Annotated in this window: 14 protein-coding genes and 1 pseudogene; 6 read left to right on the top strand and 9 right to left on the bottom strand. The window is 43.1% G+C overall.

Translation table 11 applies throughout. The annotated features are described in order from the left end of the window. Nucleotides 1-107: 107 nt before the first annotated feature. Both H9L11_RS21530 and H9L11_RS21525 read right to left on the bottom strand, forming a co-directional pair. The gene (locus H9L11_RS21530; protein WP_033906522.1) at nt 108-1,304 is read right to left on the bottom strand and encodes a lipase family protein; all 1,197 of its coding nucleotides are present in this window, start codon (nt 1,302-1,304) and stop codon (nt 108-110) included. After that, nucleotides 1,304-1,852, bottom strand: coding sequence for a DUF6795 domain-containing protein (locus H9L11_RS21525; protein WP_033906564.1), 549 nt, complete (start codon nt 1,850-1,852; stop codon nt 1,304-1,306). Before H9L11_RS21525 ends, H9L11_RS21530 begins: the two co-directional genes overlap by 1 nt. Before the next feature lie 784 nt (nt 1,853-2,636). On the opposite strand from H9L11_RS21525, the pseudogene H9L11_RS21515 reads away from it, so the two are divergent. Continuing rightward, nucleotides 2,637-2,789, top strand: a pseudogene (locus H9L11_RS21515) (YcxB family protein); the annotation flags it as partial. A gap of 119 nt (nt 2,790-2,908) precedes the next feature. Here the strand turns inward: H9L11_RS21515 and H9L11_RS21510 are convergent. The 3 genes from H9L11_RS21510 to H9L11_RS21500 all read right to left on the bottom strand — a co-directional run bounded on the left by H9L11_RS21510 (nt 2,909) and on the right by H9L11_RS21500 (nt 5,324). Then, entirely contained in the window at nt 2,909-3,649 is a 741-nt protein-coding gene (locus H9L11_RS21510; RefSeq protein WP_172563782.1) for a helix-turn-helix domain-containing protein, read from the bottom strand. 104 nt (nt 3,650-3,753) lie between these two features. Next, nucleotides 3,754-4,215 carry a carboxymuconolactone decarboxylase family protein gene (locus tag H9L11_RS21505; protein ID WP_205391189.1) on the bottom strand — a complete coding sequence of 154 codons (462 nt, stop codon included), beginning with the start codon at nt 4,213-4,215 and terminating at the stop codon, nt 3,754-3,756. Between the two features lie 197 nt (nt 4,216-4,412). Further along, nucleotides 4,413-5,324 (bottom strand): EamA family transporter, encoded by a 912-nt coding sequence (locus H9L11_RS21500; RefSeq protein ID WP_205391188.1) that lies wholly within the window; start codon nt 5,322-5,324, stop codon nt 4,413-4,415. A gap of 93 nt (nt 5,325-5,417) precedes the next feature. Here H9L11_RS21500 and H9L11_RS21495 point away from each other — a divergent pair, with 93 nt between their 5' ends. The 3 genes from H9L11_RS21495 to H9L11_RS21485 all read left to right on the top strand — a co-directional run bounded on the left by H9L11_RS21495 (nt 5,418) and on the right by H9L11_RS21485 (nt 8,069). Further along, entirely contained in the window at nt 5,418-6,323 is a 906-nt protein-coding gene (locus tag H9L11_RS21495; protein ID WP_054730378.1) for a LysR family transcriptional regulator, read from the top strand. Nucleotides 6,324-6,589: 266 nt separating this feature from the next. Next, nucleotides 6,590-7,417, top strand: a complete 828-nt coding sequence (locus tag H9L11_RS21490; RefSeq protein WP_225455282.1) for an MBL fold metallo-hydrolase — start codon at nt 6,590-6,592, stop codon at nt 7,415-7,417. Between the two features lie 250 nt (nt 7,418-7,667). Then, nucleotides 7,668-8,069, top strand: a complete 402-nt coding sequence (locus tag H9L11_RS21485) for a VOC family protein (protein ID WP_005388788.1) — start codon at nt 7,668-7,670, stop codon at nt 8,067-8,069. A 241-nt stretch (nt 8,070-8,310) separates the two neighbouring features. Here the strand turns inward: H9L11_RS21485 and gcvP are convergent, their stop codons facing one another. The 3 genes from gcvP to H9L11_RS21470 all read right to left on the bottom strand — a co-directional run bounded on the left by gcvP (nt 8,311) and on the right by H9L11_RS21470 (nt 13,031). Next, on the bottom strand, nt 8,311-11,175 hold the full coding sequence (gene gcvP, locus H9L11_RS21480; RefSeq protein WP_205391187.1) for an aminomethyl-transferring glycine dehydrogenase: 2,865 nt from the start codon (nt 11,173-11,175) through the stop codon (nt 8,311-8,313). Nucleotides 11,176-11,301: 126 nt separating this feature from the next. Then, on the bottom strand, nt 11,302-11,682 hold the full coding sequence (gene gcvH / locus H9L11_RS21475) for a glycine cleavage system protein GcvH (RefSeq protein WP_005376432.1): 381 nt from the start codon (nt 11,680-11,682) through the stop codon (nt 11,302-11,304). 53 nt (nt 11,683-11,735) lie between these two features. Beyond that, nucleotides 11,736-13,031 (bottom strand): serine hydroxymethyltransferase, encoded by a 1,296-nt coding sequence (locus H9L11_RS21470; protein WP_005376430.1) that lies wholly within the window; start codon nt 13,029-13,031, stop codon nt 11,736-11,738. A gap of 379 nt (nt 13,032-13,410) precedes the next feature. Between H9L11_RS21470 and H9L11_RS21465 the strand changes: the two genes are divergently transcribed. Continuing rightward, complete coding sequence (locus H9L11_RS21465; RefSeq protein WP_005376429.1) at nt 13,411-14,034, top strand: XRE family transcriptional regulator; 624 nt, start codon at nt 13,411-13,413, stop codon at nt 14,032-14,034. Nucleotides 14,035-14,294: 260 nt separating this feature from the next. Next, entirely contained in the window at nt 14,295-15,413 is a 1,119-nt protein-coding gene (gene gcvT / locus H9L11_RS21460; RefSeq protein WP_064377089.1) for a glycine cleavage system aminomethyltransferase GcvT, read from the top strand. A 71-nt stretch (nt 15,414-15,484) separates the two neighbouring features. On the opposite strand, the gene vdeR is transcribed toward gcvT, so the two are convergent. Beyond that, the gene (gene vdeR / locus H9L11_RS21455; RefSeq protein ID WP_005376423.1) at nt 15,485-16,213 is read right to left on the bottom strand and encodes an efflux transporter transcriptional repressor VdeR; all 729 of its coding nucleotides are present in this window, start codon (nt 16,211-16,213) and stop codon (nt 15,485-15,487) included. Nucleotides 16,214-16,284 lie beyond the last annotated feature (71 nt).

The raw sequence follows: 16,284 nt of genomic DNA, 5'->3' as shown, positions 1-16,284 counted from the left end.
AAGAATCCCATTTAGCGGCGTTATGTCAATGTCACCAGTTAACTTATGAGGTGACGAGTTCACCTCTAACTAAGCATTCACGTTACTATGCCATTGCAATGGTTAGGTTAACTTAGCAACGATATCGCTTGTTTAGATACTCTGACTAGTCGTCCAATGGTTCTTTCGAAAACCCATCTAATGAATCGGGCGGATAGATCCTCAACGATGGTCCCATAGTGACCGGCAAAAACAAGCATATGGCCTAATAAGCCTTTTAGTTGCTCTTCATTGCGCTTAGATGATTTAGCAACGGCTTCTAGCTTTCTTGAAAGCCAATCATAAAAGGTCAAGCCAGCAATCACGCCTGCTTGAATCGTTACCGTTGACAAAAGAGCCACATCTTTCAAATAGGTGATAAGTGCGCCCTGTATTCTATCGGCCCAATACTCCGAAAAAGAAGCTTGATTTCGTTGCTCATACTTTAGACGGATAGGGGTAAATAAGTGGTCATTCGATTTCCTCTTCAACGCTCCCCAAGAATCCGAGGAAGCAGTGTTTAAGTAACCCGGATTTTTGTTTCTTGCCATCAAATGGGCTGATATGCTTAACCCAGTGCCAGAGTCCAAGCGGTACTCGCCTGTTGAGATTGGAGCATGAATAAATGGCCAAAGCGGTATTTTGGGTACAGGATCAGCACCATGCGTACATCGATAAACACCATCGTTTAGCTTTTCCGATGAGCGTGCGTATGCTTCCAGACCAACTCTAGGAGCGCCAAAGGTGTATAAGGTGGTTCTGACCTTCATCTCATTACGCACCCAATCAGCGCAAAGTGATGCGAGTGCTCCACCTAAGCTGTGCCCAACGCAATGTATACGTTTTGGTTTAGGATTCATCTGCATAATATACTGCTTCAACTTGGGGCTAAGACTTTGAAAACAATTGTTGAAACCAGCATGAGCGGGCGAACCGTTTGGTGATCCTTTCACCCCTATATTCGCATTTGTGATCCAGTCATTAGCATTTTGTGTTCCTCGAATTGAAATGACAATTTCATTCTCAAATGTAGAACCTTTACCAGTGCCAACCACTGCAAACGCCTCTGAAGTTCTCATCAAGCCAGGGATAACTTTACGCAATACCGGTACATTGGATAAACCCGCTACACCGCCTGTAAAACCATCAAATACATCATCTTCAGAAAAAGAAAAGTGATTTGAAAAACTGTTTTTGCCCGGCATGATAAAACGGCCATTATTTTCATAAGCTTTGTAAGGAATATCCGCTATTTCTGAAGCCATTTTTGGTGTTAACTTTGCCATTACGTGTCCTTATTTAGTAATATTTTTTCAGAAAATCCTTTCAAATCACACCTACTAATAATTTCAAGATCGAGGCCATTCTCAACAAATTTATTTTTAAAAAAGTAACGATATTCGTCCGAATTAATCTCACAACTTAAATCAAGAAGATTATCTGAAATAAATTCATAGGGTTTCACGTCAGAAAAGCGAGCCTCTAGTAAGTAGTATTTTTTGCCATCTACAAAAATGTAAATACCAATGTAGCTAGAGGATTCATGAAGGGCAGGTTCTTTAAACGTCTGATAGTGATATGTAGGTTGGAAATGAAAATAACCATTTTCTGACGTAATTGTCTCGGTGATATAACGGTTTTTAGAAAAAGCCGTGTGTAGATAAACTACCTCGCTAGTAAACGCTTTCCCGTCTAAGTATAAGCGACCAGTGATCTCTGAGCTAAGTATGTATTGAAACTTTTTTAATTTGAAGAAATTAAACATATCTGCGTTACAACCTGTTGAGAGCAATAATATTGTGGCACTCATAAGGGAAACCAGTATTTTAGTCATTTGTTTACCAATATTGTACATAGGTCAACCCATATCCACGCGTGAGACGATACTATGTCCTAATGCTCTCAAGTGCTAGCCTAGGACCGCCCCAATTCTCAAAAATAAGTCATGTCAAAGCTTATATCTAGGCATACTTTAAAAAATAATGTAAATGACATGTCTATTACTTTCATGGGGTAAACATAAGTAGACTCCCTCTGGCAAAAAAATACCGAGCTATTCGTTAAAGTACCTATCCACGTCCATTTCGTAAGCTTGCATACTCATTGTCTCATTCTGAATTCTTATCATGAAGACCAGTTAACAATAGCTACCGCGAAAATGGTTGTTTTTTTATAACCGATAAAACATGGCGCCATCTCAACTTTTTCAGCACCATTGCTATATCACAGCGAAAATACCTCGAGTTCACTATAAAGCTCATCGATGTGCCTGGGCAGGTTGGAGTGGTGTCAAAGATGAGCTTCCGAAAGCGAATGTTACTCTCGACTGGTTCCATATTGTGCAGTTATTACACTGGCTGTTGATGACGCTCGAAAAACAATGACATGCAAAAAGCTCTTCGTTGGGCGGTGTTAAAGGATGCTGAGAGTCCGATGACAGATAGGCAAGTACAAGCTTTAGTTGACTAGAGCCAGTAAGAAAAGTCCTAACAACCTTAGAAAAGCACCCAGAGAGAATACTTCAACGTTGGAGCTCGACCTATGCTAATACCGAGAATTTGACTGACCGAGGCACTGAATACTGTGGCCGTGTTGAACAGCATGATTACCAACTCTACCTAGCTATCAATGATATCGACCAATTCGAACAAACTGATTTGGGCTTTATCCTTCACCTTGGTAAACAACGCCAATACATCAGCAAATCTTGCTTAAATGAAGAAGCGATCGCGTTTATGGTAGAGCGGCACGCGGCATCAAAAGCGAGCTAACCAACTCACATCAAGCTGGAATGAGCGATCGAAAAAGTAGGTGATATATGATCGAACATTGTAACAAGTATATGGTCGATTCTGAATCAATTGGGTTTGATGTAGAAAGCTAATAAGGTTTAGAGGTTTCTCTTTCGGACATACTGCTTCGGTGTCATGCGCGCAATCTGCTTACACTCTCTAGTCATGTGTGCTTGATCGGAAAAACCTTGCTCTAGCGCCAACTCCGATAAAGTAAGATCGGGTTGCGCTCGGAGTTGCTCTAAAGTGTGCTTAACTCGTTTAATGCGTTGGTAATGTTTAGGAGTAATCCCCAACCATTTCTGAAAATTGCGCTCTCTCTGGCGCTGACTGATGGTCCCTGTAGGTTGGTCAATAATGTGGCCGACATACCGCGGTTCATATTCGTCAATCAGTGTTTGAACCCAGCGATATAACGTAGAAATCCTTGCATATGGCGAACGCGCTGTTTGCAGAGACTCAAATGTTGCTAGCGCAGAAGAAGCCAAAGGGTGGTCGTCTTGAATCCGCAATAGCTGTTCTAGACGTTTACCAAATAGTTGATAACTAACAGCAGGATGAAAGCGTACGCCAGTCATCACCGCACCTGGCGGTAGGCAGACCTGATGTGCCAGAATGCTTATAGGTAGTAGGACAACCCCTGGCGTTTGCCACTCACCATCCATTTGTACTTCATTCTGTAAAATGAATACCACACCTGTACCAGCATCACTGAGTAATTGTTTACGTACGGTTTGCGTCGTATCAGGTTTGACGGATGCTGACCAAATGGCTTGAACATAGCCAGCTAAAGCCTTTTGAGGTTTTAAAATATCAAATTCTAAGTTCAAATGAATCATCCTATTTAACCTCAACTTAAATGAGAAAGTGATACACATGTACTTTTCATCCTATTAAGTTGAGGTATAAGCAGTGGCTTACAAGTAAGAACCGTCAAATAGAATTATCGAGGTTTATAGACTCCAACCTTTGGCTTAAATGCCTTAACTATTCGGTTCCAACTATTGATCGCGTTGATTGCAATTGTTAGGTTGACCATAGCTTCTTCTCCGAAGGTATTCAAGGTCAGCTGATAGGTATCATCATCTACTGGTAGGCCAGCAGTTAGTAATTCAGCCCAACCTAGTGCAACGTGTTCTGCATCGCTGTAGAATGGCATATCTTTCCATGCACTAAGCCCCCATATGCGTTCCGGCTTTTCACCTAACTTAAGCGCATCTTTACTATGCATGTCGATACAAAATGCACATTGATTGATTTGCGATATGCGTAACTTAACCAGTTCCCATATGATCATGTTCATAGTTTCTGATTGGCTAAATTGTTCATGGAAGTAAGCTTCCTGAGCGTATAGGATTTCTATTGCTTTTGGCGCTACTTCAATATATATGAGTCGTTTTTTCATGGTCATTCTCCTTTGTTTTTTACATAGTAAAAAACGCTCTTAGCAAAAGATTGAAGATTTTCGACATGCACTCAATAAAGTTAGATAAAAGAGTGAACGACGAAAGCGAAAAAATGTACCTATTGGAAACCAAGAAAACTTATGCCAATTAACAAAGTATTGCTCTAAATAATGCGACTTAAGGTTGGCGTCTATTTTTACTCCACCACCTTCCGTAAACGAGCAAAAGGTGCTGAGTTACCTATATACACACCAGCCGCAACGATAAAGACGCCTAAAACATTTTCCCATTGAGCCTGATCACCAGAAATGGACGAAATCAGTAGAGTGAATACCGGCATAATATTAAATAATGGAGACATTTTATCTGGACCAAGAACGATAGCGCCTTTCATCCAAAAGTAATAAGCAATCAAAGTTCCAAACAGGCTCATGTAAGCTATTAATGCTAGGTCTTTAAATGTTATGGCATTTAAGCTACGGCTAAAGTCGCCGTGGTACATCGCTATAGCGACCATTTGAATGGCACCAATACTTAACACCCAACGTAACTGCTGAGTTACTTGGATATGAGATGTTAAACGCTTCGCTAGAATTGTGTATAAACACCCACTAATTAAAGCAAATAACATGTATAGATCACCAATATTACTATTGCTGCTAATAGAATGAATATTTCCCCCTGTAATGACGATTACCACTCCACAAAAACTGATTAGTGCACCTAAAATAGTTTTAACCGAAATGGAAGTTTTGAGAATAAAGCCCGACAACAAGATAGTGACAAGTGGTAGATTTGCCTGAACAACCGCTGCGTTCACTGGGGTAGTAAAGCTCATTGCAGAGAAAATAGAGAAGTTTTGGATAGTTACACCCACGGTTGCTATAACAAACAACGACAACATACTTTTTCGTGTGAGCTTGGCTCCATATGGAGAGCGTTTAGTACCTCTTATCAACAAGAGTATTAAAGCTGCAACGGAAAACCGTAACGTCGCTGAATCCAAAGGAGAGACATCGCTATTAATAGCCTTTATTACGTTAAAATTACTAGACCAAAAAAAGATAGCGACAACAACACCGCACCAAATTGATAAATGCTTAGACATAGATCTTCCTGATAAAAATTAACTTGACGCGATAATGCTATATATTTCATATTTGATTTTTAATAGCCAAATTTAAGAGGGTTAATCCCAAATATGGAACGTCACTCTTTGGATGACCTTTTGTTATTCGTTTCTGTTGCTCGTTATCAAAGCCTAACACAAGCATCTGAGCGTCTTAATGTCCCGTTAGCCACGCTAAGCCGGAAGTTAAAAAGGCTGGAAACAAACTTAAATTGCAGACTATTTAACCGCAGTGCACACCACTTTGCGTTAACAACTGATGGCGAAAAATATTATCAACTCTGTGAGCCATTACTTCTTAGCTTAAATAATGTGACATCGAGAATTGCGACTGAGCGTCAGTCTTTAAGCGGAACGATAAAACTATCAGCGCCAATTAACATGACACAGATGTGGTTAAAGCGGTGCGTTTATGAATTTGCAGAGCAACATCCGAAGATATGTATCGATTTAGATGTACAGAATGAAAAAATCAATCTTGTATCTAACCGTGTCGATGTTAGTTTTCGTCTTGGTGATCTTATTGAACAAGACTGGATTGCTCAGAAATTATGGTCGATTCCATTTGCGCTTTGTGCATCACGAAGCTATTTAGAACAACACCAACCGATTACCCATCCAGAACAACTTGTTCATCATCGCCTAATTACGGTAAACAACGACAGCCAATGGAAATTAGTTAATCAAATCACCAATGAAACATTTGATCATCCGCTAAAGTTTCAATTCACTTCAAATGATGTACTACTAGTTAGAGACGCCGTCATCCATGGTTTAGGAATTGCGTGGATTCCAACCTATTACTTTCATGAGCTAAATCATGATCAACATAACCTGCTGCCTTTGTTGCCGGAATGGCAATGCTCGGGTAAAGAAGTATTCATTATGTATCGAGACCGCGATAAAAGGCCTGCAAGAGTTGATGCATTTATTGAACATGTCTTAAATTGGAAAAATCGCATTCAAATGTTTGCTTGAAAGAGGTTTATCACATTGTGCTGTGCCGGTAACCTCAAGTGAAGCTTCATGACTCTGCTTCAATTGAGTTCATTTATTTAACCTCTAAAAGAATCATGAATACATAGGCAGTTAATGGGATTCGAGTTTACAAGTGATTCGGTCAGCTAAAACTCAAGCTAAGTAGAAAGTATTTGCAGTTGTATTTGCCTCTGAAAATCGTTTAGAGCTTTCTCATCCGCGAAGTTCTATAAGAAATTATTAAGGATATATTTGTGTGCGATTTCGTGAAAAAAATTATTGTAGGTTTACTTTTCAGTGCTTCGTCTTTTGCTTCCTTAAGTCAATATGTTCCAGCAATGAATGATAAGAACGGTTATGTAGAACCATTTCAGATGTTTGATAATGTCTATTATGTAGGAGACAAGTGGGTCTCATCATATGCCATTGCTACAGAAGACGGACTTGTTATCATTGATACGCTTGACTTCCCTTACTCTGAGTGGATACCTATCAACCTAGAGAAGCTAGGGCTAAAAGATAAGCCAATAACGCACATATTGGTAACTCATGGGCATTCTGACCACGTTGGGGGCGCCCAGTTACTTCAAGAGAAGTATGGTTCCAAAGTCGTGATGACCAAAAGCGCTCATGAACTATCTATACAGCAATCAAACAAAAGCGAAGGTGAGAACAAGTTCCTTCCTCCAAATTTAGACATAGAGATAAAAAGCGATAGCTCCATGGTTATTGGTGGACATGAGTTTAAGTTCTATCTCACACCTGGCCACACGGAAGGTGATTATTCCTTAGACTTCGCTGTTGAAGATAATGGCGAACAATATCGTGCTTTTATCGTTGGTGGGCATAGCGTAAGTAGCAATGATCCAGAAGTTATTGGCCAGTTCCTGACTAGCATGGAGAAAATTAGAAAAATTTCACTACAGGCACCTATTGTGAACGTTAACCTTTCGAACCATCCACATAAAAATTTCCTTTTTGAAAATAGGAAGAAGCTCGGCACAAGCGGTAACCCGTTTATCAGTGAGGCAAACTTCTTCATGTTCCTTAAGCAACAAGAAGATTTAGCTAAGGGAAAACTAGAAGAACTATAATACCATGGTATACGAGCAGCCTTCGTTATTAGGTTAGAGGTTTACTCTTGAGTTATAGCTAAGGCTTTAATAAGTTGCTCAATCAAGATTCGACACTGGTGGCAGCTATATTGTTTGTCGGTTCTAGTGACAAAGGCGCTGTGCGTAAACATTCGTATTGTGTGCCTTAAACCTTTGCAAGGCGTTACGTGCTTTCTGGAAAAGTCTCAAAATAGCGTACAATTAGCGTTTTGACACAGCGGAAATCATCATGGCCAAAACTGTTCAGCAGCAAATCGGAAACATTGCTCTAGTCGTTGAAAATTACGACGATGCTATCGAGTTCTATACTCAAAAACTTCAATTCACTCTGGTTGAAGATACCAACCTAGGTGGTGGTAAACGCTGGGTTCAAGTTTCTCCTCCAAACTCCAATGGTACAAACCTACTTTTAGCTCAAGCGAGTACACCGGAGCAAACGCATGCAGTAGGAAATCAAACAGGTGGTCGTGTTTTCCTGTTTCTGCAAACTAATGATTTTTGGCGTGACTACGAGTTGATGAAGAAAAATGGTGTTGTATTTAATGAAGAGCCTCGTGTGGAAGAATACGGGACAGTGGTGGTGTTCCAAGATCTCTATGGTAATAAATGGGACTTACTGCAACTGAACTAGAAACTACATAGCACCTGCATAGCATAGTGTTCATGAGGAGTTTCCAACAAGCCTTTAAGGCTCTGAGATATTAGTGCTAATTCATAGGTTCTCAGAAGTTACTGTATTTCTAAATCACTTTTGTGCAAACAATAACTAGCCATCATTCCTTCTCGATGTATCAACAAGTGTTAGGGCGGCACACCAAAAACAAAAAGGCGAACCAAACGGTTCGCCTTTGTCGATTTAGAGACTACAAAAATTAATCTTCGTAGTTATCGATGCCTGGGCATGAACAGATTAGGTTACGGTCGCCGTATACGTTATCTACGCGGTTTACCGTTGGCCAGTACTTCCAAGATTTGGTCGCTTTAGACGGGAAGCAGCCAATCTCGCGAGAGTAAGGGCGGTCCCAATCTTCAGCTGAAAGATCAACTTGTGTGTGTGGCGCGTTAACAAGTGGGTTGTTATCCAGTGGCCATTCACCGTTTTTCACTTTCTCCATTTCTTCGCGGATAGCGATCATCGCATCACAGAAGCGGTCCAGCTCTTCTAGATCTTCCGATTCCGTTGGCTCAACCATTAGCGTGCCCGCTACAGGGAACGACATAGTTGGTGCGTGGAAACCGTAGTCCATTAGACGCTTCGCGATGTCTTCTTCGCTGATACCTGTTTCTTCTTTCAGCGGACGAATGTCGATAATACATTCGTGCGCTACGCGGCCATTTTTGCCACGGTAAAGAACAGGGTAGTGTTGGCGAAGTGTTTCCATCACGTAGTTTGCGTTCAGAATTGCTACTTTTGTAGCATCTGTTAGGCCAGCTTCGCCCATCATTGCGATGTAAGCCCAAGAGATAGGCAGGATAGAAGCGCTACCCATATCTGCTGCTGATACTGCGAAATCTGCGCCTTCTACACCGTCTTCAATATGCCCTGGTAAGAAAGGAGCTAGGTGAGATTTCACACCGATAGGACCCATACCCGGACCGCCACCACCGTGCGGGATGCAGAAGGTTTTGTGTAGGTTTAGGTGAGAAACGTCTGAACCGATGAAGCCTGGTGATGTTAGACCAACCTGCGCGTTCATGTTAGCGCCGTCTAGGTAAACCTGACCACCAGCGGCATGAACCATTTCACACACTTCTTTCACTTTCTCTTCGTAAACGCCGTGCGTAGAAGGGTAAGTGATCATAATGCTTGATAGGTTGTCTTTGTGTTTCTCGATTTTCGCTGCTAGGTCGTCGATGTCGATGTTGCCTTCTTCATCACACTTAACCACAACCACTTTCATTGACACCATAGATGCTGTCGCAGGGTTAGTACCGTGCGCAGAGCTTGGGATCAAACATACGTTGCGGTGACCTTCGCCACGGCTTTCGTGGTAGCGTTGAATCGCGATAAGACCTGCGTACTCACCCGATGCACCAGAGTTTGGTTGTAGTGAGAATGCGTCATAGCCAGTGATTTCACATAGCTTTTCTTTAAGGTCTTTTGCGAGTGCAGCGTAACCAGCTGCTTGTTCTGCTGGTGCGAACGGGTGGATCGAACCAAACTCAGGCCAAGTTACTGGAATCATCTCTGCTGCTGCGTTCAGCTTCATCGTACAGCTGCCCAGTGGGATCATGCCGTGCGTGAGTGAGAAGTCTTTGTTCTCTAGCTGTTTTAGGTAACGCATCATCTGTGTTTCGCTGTGGTGCGTGTTAAACACAGGGTGTGTTAGATATTCTGTTGTGCGGCGCAATGCTTCTGGAATGGCTGCAAACTCGTTGCCTGCGATTTCAGTTGATAGTACTGCGACTTCTTCTTTCACACCGAATACTGCGAATAGGGCTTCTACATCTGCCACGGTTGTGGTTTCGTCGAAGCTCACACCTAGCTGAGTACCCAACTTACGTAGGTTGATGTCTGCGGCTAGTGCTTTCGCGTATAGGTCTTCAGTTTGTGCACCTGTGTTGATAGTGATGGTGTCGAAGAAGCTGTTGTGAGCAAGCTCGAAGCCGCCTTTAGTTAGGCCAGCGGCTAGGATGGCTGTCATGTGGTGCGTACGACGAGCAATCGTGCGTAGACCTTCTGCGCCGTGGTAAACCGCGTAGAAAGACGCCATGTTCGCTAGCAGTGCTTGAGCAGTACAGATGTTTGAAGTCGCTTTTTCACGACGGATGTGCTGTTCACGCGTTTGCATTGCCATACGCAGTGCTTGGTTACCGTTGGTATCGATAGAAACACCGATAACGCGACCAGGCATTGTACGCTTGTGCTTATCACGCGTTGCCATGAAAGCAGCGTGTGGACCGCCGTAACCCATCGGCACGCCAAAACGTTGTGCTGAACCGATTGCTACGTCTGCGCCCATTTCACCTGCAGGTTTAAGTAGGGTAGAAGCAAGAAGGTCCGTTGCTACAGTCACTAGTGTTTTGTTTGCTTGCGCTTTAGCGATGATGTCCGTTAGGTCACGAACTTCACCTGTTGTACTTGGGTATTGAACTAGTGCGCCGAACACGTCTTGCTCTGGTAGTGATTCTAAAGAACCAACCAAGACTTCAAAGCCGATGAATTTCGCACGAGTTTTTACCACTTCGATGGTTTGTGGGTGAACGTCGTCAGCAACGAAGAATACGTTGCTCTTGCTTTTACCCGCACGCTTACAAAGTGTCATCGCTTCTGCGGCTGCCGTTGCTTCATCAAGCAATGACGCGTTCGCGATTTCCATACCAGTAAGATCCATCACCATTTGTTGGTAGTTTAGAAGTGCTTCTAAACGACCTTGTGAGATCTCTGGTTGGTAAGGGGTGTAAGCGGTGTACCAGCCCGGGTTTTCCATCACGTTGCGTAGAATCACGTTCGGCGTGAAGGTGTTGTAGTAACCCTGACCAATGAATGTACGTTTAACTTGGTTCTGATCGGCGAACTTACGCATTGCTGCCAGCATGTCTGCTTCGCTTTTCGCTTCTGCCAAGCTCATTGGTTGCTCTAGGCGAATTTGTGCTGGTACGGTTTCGTCGATAAGCGAATCTAGGCTAACTGCGTTGATCGCTTCCAACATTTTCTGTTGGTCAGATTTGTTTGGTCCATTGTGGCGAGCAACGAACTCGTTTTGTGTGCTGAGGCTTTGAAGTAATTCAGTCATTGTCCTTTACCTACTCCTTGGTTCGGGTAACGGATTTGCGTTACTAATAAATTAAATTATACGTCCGAACCTAGAAAAAAAGCTGTTCTCTAAACAGGCTAGGGAACAGCTTTCGTCACATCCTAATTACTCTTCTTCGATAGAGTTTAGGTATTCGTCTGCGTCTTTCAGGTTATCTAGTTCAGATACATCAGACATCTTCACTTTTACGATCCAGCCACCTTCGTACGGCTCTTCGTTAATTAGCTCTGGGCTGTCTTCTAGTTCTTCATTGATTTCTACGATTTCACCAGTGATTGGTGCGTAGATGTCTGACGCTGCTTTTACAGATTCAACGAGAGAGAAGCTTTCACCTGCTTCAACTTCGTCTTCTACGTCTGGTAGGTCAACGAATACCACGTCACCTAGCATTTCTTGTGCATGCTCAGAAATACCAATTGTTACTGTGCCGTCACCGTTGTCACGTACCCACTCGTGGCTATCTGCAAACTTCAGTGTTTTGTCCATTGCTTAATCTCCGAATAACTTGTCAGGAATTATTATGATTTCAAAAAAATCGTTTACTGGTATAGAGGAAAGCGACTGCAAAGTTCTTTTACTTCTTTGCGAACGCGTTTTTCAACTTCTGCGTCACCTTCAGGGTTGTTCACTAAACCGTCCAGTACGTCACCAATCCAATTACCGATGAGTTTGAATTCTTCAGCGCCAAAGCCGCGGCTTGTACCCGCAGGCGTTCCTAAACGGATGCCCGATGTAATCATAGGCTTCTCTGTATCGAATGGGATGCCATTTTTGTTACATGTGATCCCAGCACGCTCTAGAGCTTCTTCTGCTTTATTGCCTTTCAACCCTTTCGGACGAAGGTCAACCAGCATTAGGTGCGTGTCTGTGCCACCAGTTACGATGTCGCAACCGCGAGTTTGCAATACTTCCGCTAGGACTTTTGCGTTATTGATCACCGAATCAATATAAGTTTTAAATTCAGGGCCAAGCGCTTCACCAAATGCGACCGCTTTGGCTGCGATAACGTGCATCAGTGGGCCACCTTGTAGGCCAGGGAATACGGCTGAGTTGATTTTCTTAATGATGTCTTCGTGGTTAGTAAGAATCATACCGCCGCGAGGGCCACGCAATGTTTTGTGTGTTGTAGTCGTAACAACGTGTGCGTGTGGCAGTGGGCTAGGGTGCGCGCCTGTTGCGATAAGACCGGCGATGTGTGCCATGTCGACCATAAGAATTGCATTTACTTCGTCTGCGATTTCACGGAATTTTGCAAAGTCGATAGTACGTGGAATAGCGCTACCACCTGCGATGATCATTTTAGGTTGGTGCTCAAGTGCTAGCTCACGAACATCTTCGTAGTTGATTTCCAGTGTTTCGCGATCAACACCGTATTGAACTGCATTAAACCATTTACCAGAAAGTGCAGGGCGTGCACCGTGCGTCAGGTGACCACCTGCGTCTAAAGACATACCAAGAATGGTGTCACCAGGTTGAAGCAGTGCTAGTTTTACTGCGCCGTTTGCTTGTGCGCCTGAGTGTGGTTGAACGTTTGCGTATTCACAATTGAAAAGTTTTTTTGCGCGTTCGATAGCAATGGCTTCCACTGTATCTACGTGCTCACAACCACCATAGTAACGACGACCTGGGTAGCCTTCAGCGTATTTGTTTGTTAGGCATGTGCCTTGAGCTTGCATTACCGCTTTAGAAACAATGTTCTCAGAAGCGATAAGTTCGATTTGTTCGTTTTGGCGAGCGGATTCCGCTTGAATTCCAGCAAAGACAGCATCATCTGTCGCAGAGAGGTTGGTAGAGAAAAAGTTTTCCAAGCTGTGGTTAGGGTAACTCTTATTCATGGTAGTTGACCTTCCAAATCTGAAAATGAACCCGCAATAGATGAGTTATGATTTGCGGTTGTGGTTCATTTGTCCTCAAAAACAGCTGAACTGCGTAGCAGAACAGAGTGAACATCCGGCCCTAAATTCGGGCAAAAACTCCGTTGGATTGCGTGTTTCCTTTACCAATCTCTTACGGAAATATGCATCTCTACATCTAACAAGTTGGTAACATAGCGCCTGTGACGGGAACAATCAACCAAAAATTTCCTATAGGAAACAAGATTTCAAAATTTGTTAACAAGAGCACGGTTTAATTCACTTGGTGGACTTCTATCCACTATGTGCTTCATGCACAATGCGAGTAAGACAAAAAATATGGATATCTATAGAGGGATTTATGGCAGAAAGTATTTACGATGAATACCCATCGATGACGTTGGCAAAAGAGCAACATGACCAAAATATCGAGCCGTTAAAACTGGGCCAGCGTATTAAGGATATCCGCTCGAAACTCGGTATCACATTAGAAGAGGCCAGTCAGCGAACCGGGCTTGCTCGATCTACACTGAGCAAAATAGAAAATGAGCAGATCTCCCCGACGTTTCAAGCGATGCAAAAATTGGCACTTGGCTTACAAATTGACATGCCACAACTATTTGAGCCACCTAGAAAAAAGGTAGCGACAGGGCGTAGGGATGTTACCAAGAAGAATGAAGGTAAACCACACCCAACACAAACTTATGAACATGAACTGCTCGCGACACAACTTTCCAATAAGAAAATGATGCCGTTTAAGAGCCAAATTCGAGCTCGTAGTTTTGATGAATATAAAGACTGGGTTCGTCATGATGGCGAAGAATTTCTGCTTATCTTATCTGGTGAGGTCATGTTCTATTCTGAGTTTTACGAACCTGTTGTTTTAAGCGAGGGAGACAGCGTTTATTACGATGCAAATATGGGACATATGTTGACCAGTGTTAGCGAGGAAGATGCGCTCATTTTGTGGGTGACAGCCAAATAGTGATAAATACTTGTAAATTTCCTATAGTGAAAGCAAACGATTGCTGTTGGTGGTCGTTATGATGAAAAGGCGCTTTTTTGATGAGAACTTGCTCATTAAAGCGCTTTTTTTGTACGATTTGTTGTGATTAAAATGTTAAGAGTCACACTTTTGCAAGTCGATCTACGTCTTGTTCGTGCAAAATAGAATGAGCCATGTTTATTATTGGAAACACATCGAATGCCGATAGCATTCTCGGGTCTATCTAAATGGAGACGAAAATGACTCAAGAACTACTGAAAACACCACTACACGCACTTCACGTTGAAGTTGGTGCCAAAATGGTCCCGTTCGCGGGTTACGATATGCCTGTTCAGTATCCTCTAGGCGTAAAGAAGGAACACTTACATACTCGTGATGCGGCAGGTCTGTTTGACGTTTCTCACATGGCACAGCTTCGCCTAATTGGTGACGGTGCAGCTGCGTTCCTAGAAACATTAGTTCCAGTGGATATTGTGGATCTTGAGTCTGGTAAACAGCGTTACGCTTTTTTCACTAATGAAGAGGGCGGCATCATGGACGACTTGATGGTGGCTAACCTAGGCGATCATCTGTTTGTGGTTGTGAACGCAGCATGTAAAGCGCAAGATATCGCACACCTACAAGCGCATTTACCATCTGGTGTTGAGCTAGAAATTATCGAAGACCGAGCTCTACTTGCAATCCAAGGCCCTAAAGCGGCGGCTGTATTGGCGCGTTTTGCACCAGAAGTTTCTGAAATGCTGTTCATGGATATTCGTAAAGTCGATATTTTAGGCGCCGAGTGCATTGTTTCTCGTAGTGGTTATACAGGCGAAGACGGTTACGAAATCTCGGTTCCTGCTGACAAAGCGGAAGAGCTAGCACGTAAACTGACTGCTGAAGATGAAGTTGAATGGATTGGCCTTGGTGCTCGTGATTCGCTTCGTCTTGAGTGTGGCCTTTGTCTATACGGTCATGACCTAGACACAACAACAACACCTGTTGAAGCGAGCTTGCTATGGGGTATCCAAAAAGTTCGTCGTATTGGTGGTGAACGTGAAGGTGGTTTCCCTGGCGCAGACATTATTCTTAAGCAGATTGAGACTAAAGATGTGGCGCGTAAGCGTGTGGGTCTAGTAGGTCAAACCAAAGCGCCAGTGCGTGAAGGTGTTGAACTGTTTGATGCTGACGGCGTTAAAATTGGCGTTGTAACCAGCGGTACGGCGGGTCCGAATGCAGGTAAGCCAGTCTCAATGGGTTATGTTCGTGCGGATTTGGCGGCGATTGGTACTGAAGTGTTCGCTGAAGTGCGTGGTAAAATGCTACCAATGACAGTTGAAAAAATGCCGTTCGTACCACAACGCTACTACCGTGGTTAAAACGAATTGAAACAAAAATGCCGAGCTTTGCAGCTCGGCATTTTTTATGTCTTCTTTTCGCTTGTTTACTTTTAGTTTACTGCTTCATCAATAGTACAGCACATATCAATAACGATATCTTCAAGCTTTTCCGGATGAATCATCTCTTCTTTTGGGATCCCAAATTGAGAGGCCATAATGGTATTAAACAACTCCCAATGCTTGATCAGCAGTTTTTCGCGATTATCTGCAATATCCGGCCATGTTTCTTGCATCATTGGCGCGAGACTGACAGCACCATGTGCGAAGATCAACATTTGCCACTTTGATTCCCACTGATCAAATTGTGCATTAGGGTTTTCGCTGTTGTACTGCTCGAAAATTCCGGTAAATATCGCAGCGAACTCATCTTTTGACTTTAAGAAATACTGCAGCAGAGCACCGTCATCGCCTTGTCGAATGGCATCGGCGATCATCTGTACTGGATGAGGATTGACGAGAGCAAATGCTAGCATGCGAACCATAAACAGATAAATTTTTCTATTCGAAGGTGTGTTCTCCGGCATTTCATTGATGAGTTCAGCCATATAGCACTGCATGAACTCGTCCATTGCATCGCTAACCGCTTGCCAGATTTTCTCTTTGCTGCCGAAGTGGTGACGGATCAAACTATGTGAAACACCAGCCTTTTCACTGATATTGCGCAGCGAGACACGCTCGTAACCAAGTTCACAAAACATATCTGCTGCCACTTTAAGGATCAGACACTTAGTTTGTTCTGCTGCTTCAGCACTTCTACGCCCCTGCTTTCTTTCATTCATAGTTCGAATTTTCCCGAATATTAATCACGCGCTTACTTTTACCAGAAACCGAACGCTTTGACTAATTAATT

Source organism: Vibrio sp. sp1, assembly GCF_016920955.1.
Lineage (GTDB): Bacteria > Pseudomonadota > Gammaproteobacteria > Enterobacterales > Vibrionaceae > Vibrio > Vibrio alginolyticus.
Note: the sequence above shows the minus strand (reverse complement) of the source record. Positions and strands in the feature narration are given on the sequence as shown.